This is a genomic window from Kitasatospora sp. NPDC059817, assembly GCF_042731835.1.
Classification (GTDB): Bacteria; Actinomycetota; Actinomycetes; order Streptomycetales; family Streptomycetaceae; genus Kitasatospora.
In genome coordinates, this window is sequence record NZ_JBHWIR010000228.1 from 1 (window position 1) to 10,111 (window position 10,111).

7 protein-coding genes are annotated in these 10,111 nt (G+C 74.7%); 6 read left to right on the forward strand and 1 reads right to left on the reverse strand.

Annotated elements, in window-relative coordinates; translation table 11 throughout:
• Window positions 1–147 precede the first annotated feature (147 nt).
• Window positions 148–2,403 (reverse strand): RICIN domain-containing protein, encoded by a 2,256-nt coding sequence (locus tag ACFV61_RS31395; protein WP_380495290.1) that lies wholly within the window; start codon window positions 2,401–2,403, stop codon window positions 148–150.
• A gap of 242 nt (window positions 2,404–2,645) precedes the next feature.
• On the opposite strand from ACFV61_RS31395, the gene ACFV61_RS31400 reads away from it, so the two are divergent.
• The 6 genes from ACFV61_RS31400 (at window position 2,646) to ACFV61_RS31425 (ending at window position 10,008) form a co-directional block, all read left to right on the forward strand.
• The gene (locus tag ACFV61_RS31400; protein WP_380495292.1) at window positions 2,646–3,533 is read left to right on the forward strand and encodes an SIS domain-containing protein; all 888 of its coding nucleotides are present in this window, start codon (window positions 2,646–2,648) and stop codon (window positions 3,531–3,533) included.
• Window positions 3,534–3,634: 101 nt separating this feature from the next.
• A complete protein-coding gene (locus ACFV61_RS31405; protein ID WP_380495294.1) occupies window positions 3,635–4,585 on the forward strand; it encodes an ROK family protein in 951 nt (316 codons plus the stop codon).
• Complete coding sequence (locus ACFV61_RS31410) at window positions 4,582–5,532, forward strand: 1-phosphofructokinase family hexose kinase (RefSeq protein WP_380495296.1); 951 nt, start codon at window positions 4,582–4,584, stop codon at window positions 5,530–5,532. The genes ACFV61_RS31405 and ACFV61_RS31410 overlap by 4 nt, the downstream gene beginning before the upstream one ends.
• Window positions 5,533–5,557: 25 nt before the next feature.
• The gene (locus tag ACFV61_RS31415; protein WP_380495298.1) at window positions 5,558–6,418 is read left to right on the forward strand and encodes a ketose-bisphosphate aldolase; all 861 of its coding nucleotides are present in this window, start codon (window positions 5,558–5,560) and stop codon (window positions 6,416–6,418) included.
• 50 nt (window positions 6,419–6,468) lie between these two features.
• On the forward strand, window positions 6,469–8,250 hold the full coding sequence (locus ACFV61_RS31420) for a beta-galactosidase family protein (protein WP_380495300.1): 1,782 nt from the start codon (window positions 6,469–6,471) through the stop codon (window positions 8,248–8,250).
• A gap of 444 nt (window positions 8,251–8,694) precedes the next feature.
• A complete protein-coding gene (locus tag ACFV61_RS31425; RefSeq protein ID WP_063345958.1) occupies window positions 8,695–10,008 on the forward strand; it encodes an extracellular solute-binding protein in 1,314 nt (437 codons plus the stop codon).
• The last annotated feature ends 103 nt before the right edge of the window (window positions 10,009–10,111 follow it).

A 10,111-nucleotide genomic window follows, 5' to 3' on the forward strand; every position in this document is an offset into this window, starting at 1 on the left:
GCGCCACCCTGGTGGGTGGCACCGCCCGCGCAACTGACTGGGGAGAGCCAAACGCCCAGCGGACCGGAGGTCAACGGGCCCGCTTCCGCACTGGCAGATTCTCGCCAACTGACCGAGGGGGAAGGGAGGTTGGATACTGCCGGATGGTCAGTCGACCGCCCAGACCTGGAGGGGTGATCCGGTGTCGGGCTGCTGGGTGGTCCGGGCGCCGTCGGCGGTGGACGCGGTGGTGAGGAGCAGGCCGCTCTTCTGGGAGGTGATCCGGTAGCCGCCGGCGGCGGGGGTGAGCTGCCAGCGCTGGTTGCCGCCGCCGGTGCAGGCCCACTGGATCACCTTGGCGCCGGCGGAGGTGGAGCCGCCGTCGACGTCCATGCACAGGTGCGACTCGCCGTTGGCGATCTGGTAGCTGCCGTCCGCCTGCCGGGTGAGCACCCAGGTCTGGTTCGGGCCGCCGTTGGGGGCCCAGGTGACCAACTGGGTGCCCTGGGCGGTGGAGTGGCCGGGGTCGTCGAGGGCCTTGCCGGCGGCGGTCAGGGTGTGGGTGCCGTCCAGCGGGGGGTTGGGCACGGTGCCGGTGGCGGTCAGGGTGAGGGTCTGCTCGCCGGGGCCGCGGGTGCCGCCGACGGGGTTGCCGGTGGTGTCGGCCCAACTGCGGGTGGGGGTGGTCTCGGTGGACCGGCTGTTGGTGGCGGAGAGGCCGAGGACGAGTCCGCTGTAGCGGTTGACCAGCTTGAACGCGCCGGTGGCGGTTCCGTCGGCGGACTTCCCGGGGATCACGAACCACTGCTGGCCGACGGTGGGCCCGCCCGGGCCGGCGGCGGTGGCGGTGGGGCGGGCGCCCCAGGCGCGGCCGGCGGTGGCGGTGGAGTCGACGCCGAGCAGGCGGCCGGTGGCGGCGTTGGCGATCCGGTAGGAGCCGTCGCCGTTGGTGGTGAAGCTCCAGGCCTCCAGGGCGGAGCCGGTGCCGGCGGCCAGCGAGGTGGTGGCGGGGCCGCCGGCGACCTGGGCGAGGACCCGGCCGTCGGCGTTGCCGATCCGGTAGGTCTTGCCGGGGTCGACGGGGGGAGCGGCGGGCGCGGTGCCGTCGATCGTCACGTCCACGTACTCGCCGGACGCGCCGTTGGAGCAGCCGAAGGCGCAGTACGAGCGGAAGGTCTTGCCGACGATGGTGGTGTTGGTGCGGTTCGCGCTGTCGAGGAACCAGCGGTACCAGGACGCGGTGTGGTAGCCGCCGGTGTCGCCGATCGGCACCCACTTCTGGCTGGCGAGGTCGGTGGTGGCGTAGTACTGCTGGGGCGCGGAGCCGCTCTGGTCGACGGCCTGCGGTTCGGCGATGTACAGCCCGAGGTAGGCGTTGTAGGTGATGTCCATGACGAACAGCGGTGAGGTGGGGGGCATCGTGCCGGCCGCGACCTGCTGGGCCACGGTGCCGGTGTTCGCCGGGTCGTACTCGTCGGCGACCGGGGTGTAGCCGGTGGGGTGGGCGGAGTCGGCGGGCACCAGGTTGCTCTCCTGGCCGCCGGTGCCGGGCTGCGACCACGCGCCGTCGTACCACTTCTGCCACGAGTCGGGTGCCATCTTGGCGGCGATCGGGGCGCGGGCGACGTGTTCGTGGAAGGCCTTCCAGCTGCCGCCCTTGTCGACGATCCGCGAGCCGTAGTAGACGTAGAAGTAGCCCGAGGCGGTGTCGACGAACAGGCGTTGGTCGCCGTCACCGTAGTCGAAGGTCTGGTTCGGGAAGGCCGCGGTGTCGCCCCGCTGGGTGCTGTACGGCGAGGTGATGGCGTGGTCCTTGATGGTCCACGTCCGGCCCTGGTCGCTGGAGACGGCGTAGTCGATGGCGTCGAAGTGGAGGCCGTCGCCGAAGGGTTGCGGGGTGAACTCGTTGTGCACCAGCCCGTACCAGTCGCCGGTGTCCGGGTCGACCCAGATGCCGGAGAGGTCGCAGTAGTTCTTCTGGGCGTAGCCCGACCCGGCGGGCGCGGAGGTCGAGGTCAGGCCGGTGGGGCTGTTGTTGCAGCGCCAGGTGGTGTCGTTGTTGCGGTCCTGGGGGTTGGCGGGGTTGACGGCGTTGCTGAGCGCGCTGGACCGGGTGGCGGAGTCGAAGTCCTTGCCGGTGAAGAAGTCCCAGTACCGCGGGTCGTTCGCGCCGTAGAGCGCGGCGGACTGCTGGAAGTAGAAGGTGCCGTCCTTGTCGGTGTACGGGACGGCGGGGGTGTCGGTGGGGTGGGCGTAGCCGACCGGCTTGCCGACGCTCACGGTGTACGGGGCGGTTGACGGGCCGCCGGCCGGGGCGGCTGACGGTTCGGGGGCGGCCGACGCGGCCGGGGCGAGGCCCGCGCTCAGCGCCAGGAGCGCGGGGGCGAGGACGGCGGCGAGTGCTCTGCGGGGTGGGGCGGACACGAGGTCTCCTTCGGTGCTGCACCGTCGGGGCGGGGGTGGGCGGTGCTGCTCGGGCCCGCCGGTCGTCGTTGGGGGCGCGACCGCCGAGCCCGGCGATGGCATGCAGTATCCGGCCTTCTTGCGCGCAACTGTCAACACCTCTGAGCAACAAATTGCGCAGACGGGTTCCATGGAGTGCTTGAAGATGCTTGAATCTGGCCAGAAAGAAGCAGGTGTCAGCAACAATCAAGTGGAGGTGGCCGATGACGACCCATGTCGAGGCCGAGATCGCCAGCCAGCCGGACTGCTGGCGCCGCGCGGCGGAAGTCGCCGCGGCGGAGTGCACGGCGCTGCCGGAGGCCGGTGAACGGGTCGCGGTGATCGGCTGCGGGACGTCGCTGTTCATGGGCCAGGCGTACGCCGCCATGCGGGAGTCGAGCGGACAGGGCGTCACGGACGCCTTCGCCGCCTCCGAGTTCCCGGGCGTCCGCTCGTACGACCGCGTGATCGCGCTGACCCGCTCCGGCACCACGACCGAGGTCCTGGCCCTGCTGGAGCGGGTGCGCGGAAAGGTCCGCACCGCGGCCGTCACCGCAGACCCGCGGACCCCGGTGATGACCGCGGCCGACGACATCGCCGTGCTGGACTTCGCCGACGAGCGGTCCGTGGTGCAGACCAGGTTCGCCACCACGGCGCTCACCCTGCTGCGGGCCCACCTGGGCCTGCACACCGAGGCGGTGGAGGCCGACGGCCGGGCGGCCCTGGCGGAGCCGCTGCCCGAAGGCCTGGTGGACTGCACCCAGTTCACCTTCCTCGGCACCGGCTGGACGGTCGGGCTGGCGAACGAGGCCGGCCTCAAACTGCGCGAGGCCGCGCTCGCCTGGAGCGAGGCGTACCCGGCGATGGAGTACCGGCACGGCCCGATCAGCATCGCCGCGCCGTCCACCGCCACCTGGATGCTGGGCGCCGCACCGGTGGGCCTGGCCGAGCAGGTCCGGGGCACCGGCGCCCGCTGGATCGAGGGCCGGCTCGACCCGCTCGCGGAACTGGTGCGCGTCCACCGGCTGGCCGCCGCGCTGGCCGCCGCGAAGGGCCTGGACCCGGACCAGCCGCGCAACCTGACCCGGTCCGTGGTGCTCGCCGACTCATGACCGACCAGCCTCGGCTCACGACCGACCGACCTCGGCTCACGACCGACCAGCCTCGGCCCTCGACCGACCGGCGTCAGCCCGTGCCCGACCGGTGTCAGCCCATGACCGGGCAGCGCCTGGTCGTCGCCGTGGACGTCGGCGGCACCGGCATCAAGGCCGCCCTGCTGGACCGGGAGGCGGCCGTCCGGCACGAGGCGTGGCGTGCCACCGGCCGCGAACGGGGCCCGGAGGCCGTCGTGGCCACCGTCGTCGACCTGGTCGCGGACGTGCGGCGGGAGGCCGGGCGGCAGGGCGCGGAGGTCGACGCCGTCGGCCTGGCCGTTCCCGGCATCGTCGACGAGGCCACGGGGACGGGCGTCTACTCCGCCACGATCGGCTGGCGGGACGTCCCGTTCCGGGAGCTCGTCGCCGAGCGCACCGGCCTGCCCGTGGCCGTCACCCACGACGTGCGCGCCGGCGGCGTGGCCGAGGCCCGGCTCGGAGCCGGGCGCGGCGAGGAGCGCTTCCTGTTCGTCCCGGTCGGTACGAGCATCGCCGCCGCCGTCATGACCGGCGGCCGCGCCCTGCCCGGCGCGCACCACCGGGCCGGGGAGATCGGCCACCTCGTGGTGCGCCCGGGCGGGGAACCGTGCGCCTGCGGGGCCCGGGGCTGCGCCGAGACCTACGCCTCGGCGGCCGCCGTGGCGCGGCGCTACACCGAGGCCACCGGCCGGCCCGCCCTCGCACCGGAGGTGGCGCGGCTGGCCGCGGAGGGGGACGGGGCGGCCGGCGCCGTCTGGCAGGAGGCGGTCGACGCCCTGGCCGACGCCCTGCTGACGGCCGCCCTGGTGCTGGACCCGCCGCTGGTCGTGCTGGGCGGGGGCCTCGCCGAATCCGGCGACCTGCTGCTCGCCCCGCTGGCCGCCGCCCTGGCCGAGCGCGCCCGGATCCAGGTCGCGCCGCGCCTGGTGCCCGCCGCGCTCGGGGACCGGGCCGGCTGCCTGGGCGCCGGACTGCGCGCCCTGGACGCGGCGGCCGGCCGCGCGGCCCCGGAAGGGAGCCCGGCGCCGTGATCGTCACCGTGACCCCGAACCCCGCCCTGGACATCACCTACGGTGTGCCGGCGCTGCGCCCGCACACCAGCCACCGGGTGGCCTCCGTCCACGAACAGGCCGGCGGCAAGGGCGTGAACGTGGCCCGGGTGCTGCACGGTCTCGGCCGGCGCACCACGGCCGTCCTGCCGCTCGGCGGGTCCACCGGCGCGGTGCTGCGGGCCGACCTCGACCGGGCCGGCATCGCCTGCCTGGGCGTCCCGCTCGCCGCAGGCACGTCGACCCGGCGCACCGTCGCCGTGGTCGACGCCGTCGACGCCACCGTGCTGAACGAGCCCGGACCGGAGCTCTCCGCCGAGGACTGGACGGCCCTGCGCGCCGCCGTCCGTGGTCTGCTCCCCACCGCCCGGGCCCTGGTGCTGTCCGGGAGCCTGCCGCCGGGCCTGCCGGGCGACGCCTACGCGGACCTGGTCCGCCTCGCCCACGAGCAGGGCGTGCCGGTCGTCCTGGACGCCGACGGCGCCGCGCTCACCGGGGCACTGGCGGCCGGGCCCACGGCCGTCAAGCCGAACGCGGTCGAACTGCGCCGCGCCACCGGCATCGCCGACCCGCTCCGCGCGGCACACGCCCTCGTCGACGCCGGCGCCCGGGCGGTGGTCGCCTCGCTCGGCCCCGACGGGCTCCTCGCCGTCACCCCGGACGGCAGCTGGCGGGCCCGCCTGCCCCCGGAGGCCGTCGTGCGGGGGAACCCGACCGGCGCGGGGGACGCGGCGGTCGCGGCGCTGGCCGTGGCCCTCGCCGACCGCACGCCGTGGCCGGCGGCGCTGGCCCACGCGGTGGCCCTGTCGGCCGCCGCCGTCCAGGCCCCGTACGCCGGCCGGTTCGACCCGCAGGCCTACGACGGCCACCTCCCGCTGGTCCGGGTCACCCCGGCCACGCCCTTCGCCGGCTCAGCTCCTTCCGACTGAACAGCCCCACCCGACAGGAGAGTTCATGCCCCTGGCAGCCACCGGCGGCCTCGTCGCCCGGGCCGCGGCCCGGCACGGCGCCGTCGCCGCCTTCAACGTCATCACCCTGGAGCACGTCGAGGCCGTCGTCTCCGCCGCCGAGACCGCCGGCACCGCGGTGATCCTCCAGGTGAGCGAGAACGCGGTGCGGTTCCACGGCGGGCGGCTGGCCCCGCTCGCCGCGGCCGCCGTGCGCTGCGCCGAGCCGAGCACCGTCCCGGTGGCGCTGCACCTGGACCACGTGAAGACCGGCGTCCTGCTCCGCCAGGCCGCCGAATGCGGGTTCAGCTCGGTGATGTACGACGCCGCGCACCTGCCCTACGCGGAGAACGTCGCCGCCACCCGCGAGGCCGCCGTCTGGGCGCACGGCGCCGGGCTCTGGCTGGAGGCCGAACTCGGCGAGGTCGGCGGCAAGGACGGCCGGGGGCCGCTGGACGCCCACGCGCCGGGGGCCCGCACCGACCCCGCAGAGGCGCGGCGCTTCGTCGAGGAGACCGGTGTGGACGCCCTCGCCGTCGCCGTCGGCAGCTCCCACGCGATGACCTCCCGCGACGCCAGGCTCGACCACGACCTGCTCGCCGCCCTGCACGCGGCCCTCGACGTCCCGCTCGTCCTGCACGGCTCCTCCGGAGTCCCCGACGACGAGCTGCGCCGCGCCGTCCACGGCGGCATAGCCAAGGTCAACATCGGCACCGCCCTGAGCATCGCCATGACGACCGCCGTCCGGTCCCACCTGGCGGCGGACGAGCGGGGCGTCGACCCCCGCGCGTACCTGGCCGCGGGCCGCGGGGCGATCACCGAGGCCGTCGGCCGGCTCCTGCCCGTCGTCGCAGGCACTGCCGGATGACCCGGCCCCGGCCGACACCGTCCCCCGAACCGCCCCCTCAAGGACCACTCATGCTCCAGATCTCCCGGACCGGGTTCACGCTCGACGGGCGCCCCCTGCGCCTGCTCTCCGGCGCCCTGCACTACTTCCGCAGCCTGCCCGGGCAGTGGCCGCGCCACCTGCGGATGCTGCGGGCGATGGGGCTCAACACCGTGGAGACGTACGTCCCCTGGAATCTGCACGAGCCCCGCCCCGGCACGTACGACTTCACCGGCATCGCCGACCTGGAGGCCTTCCTGCGGGCCGCCGCGGACGCCGGACTGCACGCGATCGTCCGCCCGAGCCCCTACATCTGCGCCGAATGGGAGAACGGCGGCCTGCCCTGGTGGCTCCTGGCCGAACCGGGCACGGCGGGCCGAGGCCTGCCGCTGCGCACCGGCGACCCGCGCTTCCTGGCCCACGTCGACCGCTGGTACGACACGCTGATCCCGATCCTGGCGGCGCACCAGACCACCCGCGGCGGAAACGTCCTGATGGTCCAGATCGAGAACGAGTACGGCTCCTACGGCACCGACCGGGCCTACCTCGCCCACCTCGCCGACGGCCTGCGCGCCCGCGGCATCGACGTCCCGCTCTGCACTTCCGACGGGCCGGAGGACTTCTTCCTCACCGGCGGCGCCCTTCCCGGCCACCTCGCCACCGTCAACTTCGGCAGCCGCGCCACCGAGGCCTTCGCCGAGCTGCGCCGCCACCGCCCCCAGGACCCGCCGATGTGCATGGAGTTCTGGAACGGCTGGTTCGACCACTGGGGAGAGCCGCACACCACCCGCCCGGCCGAGGACGCCGCCGAGGCCCTGCGCGAGATCCTGGCGGCCGGGGCCTCTGTCAACCTCTACATGGCCCACGGCGGCACCAACTTCGGCACCTGGGCCGGCGCCAACACCGCCGACCCGCGCACCGGCCGGGGCTACCAGCCGACCGTCACCTCCTACGACTACGACGCCCCGCTGGACGAACGAGGCGCCCCCACGGCCAAGTTCCGGGCCTTCCGCGAGGTCCTGGCGGCGTACGCGGACGGGCCGGTGCCGGAGCCCGAGGAGCTCCCGGCCACGCTGCCGGCGTGCCGGGTGGAGCTCGACAGGGCCCTGCCGCTGGCGGACGTGGTGGACCAGCTGTCCACCGGCGAGGTCCGCTCCGCCGTCCCGCTCTCCTTCGAGGAACTCGGCCTCCCGCACGGCCTCGTCCGCTACCGGACCACCATCCCCGGCCCGCGCACGGCGTACCCGCTGACCGTCGAGGGGCTCGCCGACCGGGCCCACGTCCGCGTCGACGGCACCCACCTCGCCACCCTGGAACGGGACGTCGAGCACGAGCCCCTGCTCGTCCCGGTGCCCGGCGCGGGTGCCCGGCTGGAACTGCTGGTCGAGTCGATGGGCCGGGTCAACTACGGCGCCGGGATCGGCGACCGCAAGGGGATCGCGGGGGCCCTGCACACCCAGCAGTACCTGCACGGGTGGACGGCCGACCCGATGCCGCTGGCCGACGGGACACCGGACCGGCTTCCCTGGGACGCGGCCGTCGCTCCGGCCGCCGGCCCCGGAGCGGCCTTCCACCGCGGCGCCTTCGAGGTCGGGGAGCCCGCCGACGGCTACCTGGCGCTGCCGGGCTGGGGCAAGGGCTACGTCTGGGTCAACGGCTTCCTGCTGGGCCGCTACTGGGACCGCGGACCGCAGTGCACGCTCTTCCTGCCCTGGCCGGTTCTGCGCAGCGGGACGAACGAGATCACCGTCCTCGAACTCGACCGCTCCGGCGAACCCGCCGTGCACCTGGTGGCCGGGCCCGACCTGGGCTGACGCTCCGCGCACCCGGCCCGTCGCCCGGCTCTCCGCCCGGTTCTCCGCGCGACGGGCCGTGTCGAAACCGAGACCGCTTCGTGCTCCGAAGCCCTAGGAACCTGCTCGATATTGAGCAATACTCATCCGAACTGCGCACCATAGAGCAGGGGGTGGTCCGATGGGCACGCGACCACCGACACCCGGACCGGGCCCGGACCAGGATCCGGCCCCGGAGCCGGAACCGGTCCGGTGAGGAAGCCGCCGACGCGCGGCGGCACTCCCGGCCGGCCCCAGAACCTCCGGAACCCGGGCACCCTGCCGACCCCCACCGCACCCGCACCCCCACCCCCACCCTCACCGCACCGCACCCTCACCGCGCCGCACCCGCTCGCGCCGGCCGCCGTCCACCCGACACCGCGCCGCGACGGCCGAGGGCCAGTACACGTAAAGGACGAGATCCTCATGGCGAAGACACGAATCCGCACCCGCCTGCTGGCCGCCGCCGCCACGCTGCCGCTGCTCGCCGGCATCGCGGCCTGCGGATCGGGCGGTGACGGCGCCTCGGGCGCCGGAGGGTCCGCCGAGGTCACCTTCTGGGGCTGGGCGCCGGGCTACGAGGAGGCGGTGGCCCAGTACAACGCGGCCCACCCGGACGCCAAGGTCAAGTTCGAGAAGATCGTGTCGGGCAGCAAGGGCGGCTACGCCAAGATCTTCGCGGCCGTCAAGGCCGGCAACGCCCCCTGCCTGGCCCAGGTCGGCTACGAGTCGCTGCCCAGCTTCGTCGTGGAGGGCGCCGTCCAGGACGTCAGCGGCGAGGCCGGGCAGTACCAGTCGCAGTACGGGGACGGCGCCTGGAACGCGGTGAAGGTCGGCGGCCAGGTGTACGGCATCCCGGTCGACGTGGGCCCGATGGCGCTCTACTACCGCACCGACCTGTACGCCCAGTACGGCCTGAAGCCGCAGGCCACCTGGGAGGAGTTCGCCGCCGACGCCGCCAAGGTGCACGCCACCAACCCCAACGGGTACCTGAGCGTGTTCAACCCGGACGACCCGTGGTGGTTCGCCGGCATGTCCGCCCAGGCCGGCGGCAGTTGGTTCGGCACCGACAGCAAGGGCTGGAAGGTCTCGCTCGCGAGCGACCCGGCCACCACCAAGGTCGCGAAGTACTGGCAGGGCCTGATCGACCAGGGCCAGGTCAAGTCCGAGCAGGGCTTCAGCCCCGACCTCTACAAGGACCTCCAGGACGGCACGCTCGCCGCCTACCCCGGCCCGGTCTGGTTCTCCTCCATCCTCGAACAGAACGCGGCGCAGGCGTCCGGCAAGTGGGCGGTCGCCCCGATGCCGCAGTGGCAGGGCGGCGCCAAGTCGGTCGGCAACGACGGCGGTTCGTCCACCGCAGTGGTCAAGGGTTGCAAGAACACCGCCGCGGCGCTGCGCTTCGCCAACTGGATGAGCACGGACGCCGCAGCCGTCGGCACCCTCGTGGACAAGGCCGGCATCTACCCCGCCTCCACCAGCGGCACGTCGGCGCCGGCGCTGGCGAAGCCGAGCGCCTACTTCGGCAACCAGCCGATCTTCGACGTCTTCAAGCAGGCGACGGCGCAGGCCCCCAAGTGGAGCTGGGGCCCGACCATGACCCAGACCTCCAGCGACCTCACCGACGCCTTCGGCGCGGCCGTCGCCGCCCACGGCGACCTGACGGCGGCGCTGGGCACGGTGCAGAACAAGACCGTCGACGCGATGAAGTCCAAGGGGCTGACGGTCACCGCCGGCTGACCGGCTCGCCGGCGGGCCCCCCGCCGGCCGCCCGCCCCGGGGCCGCCCGCCCGCGCGCCCCCCCCCCCCCCCCCCCCGGGCCGGCGCCCCCCCCCCCCCCCCC

What these genes read in the sequence shown, in the direction of transcription:
- ACFV61_RS31400 (WP_380495292.1), top strand. Translation starts at nt 2,646, where the DNA reads ATGACGACCCATGTCGAGGCCGAGATCGCCAGCCAGCCGGACTGCTGG.
- ACFV61_RS31405 (WP_380495294.1), top strand. Translation starts at nt 3,635, where the DNA reads ATGACCGGGCAGCGCCTGGTCGTCGCCGTGGACGTCGGCGGCACCGGC.
- ACFV61_RS31415 (WP_380495298.1), top strand. Translation starts at nt 5,558, where the DNA reads ATGCCCCTGGCAGCCACCGGCGGCCTCGTCGCCCGGGCCGCGGCCCGG.
- ACFV61_RS31420 (WP_380495300.1), top strand. Translation starts at nt 6,469, where the DNA reads ATGCTCCAGATCTCCCGGACCGGGTTCACGCTCGACGGGCGCCCCCTG.
- ACFV61_RS31425 (WP_063345958.1), top strand. Translation starts at nt 8,695, where the DNA reads ATGGCGAAGACACGAATCCGCACCCGCCTGCTGGCCGCCGCCGCCACG.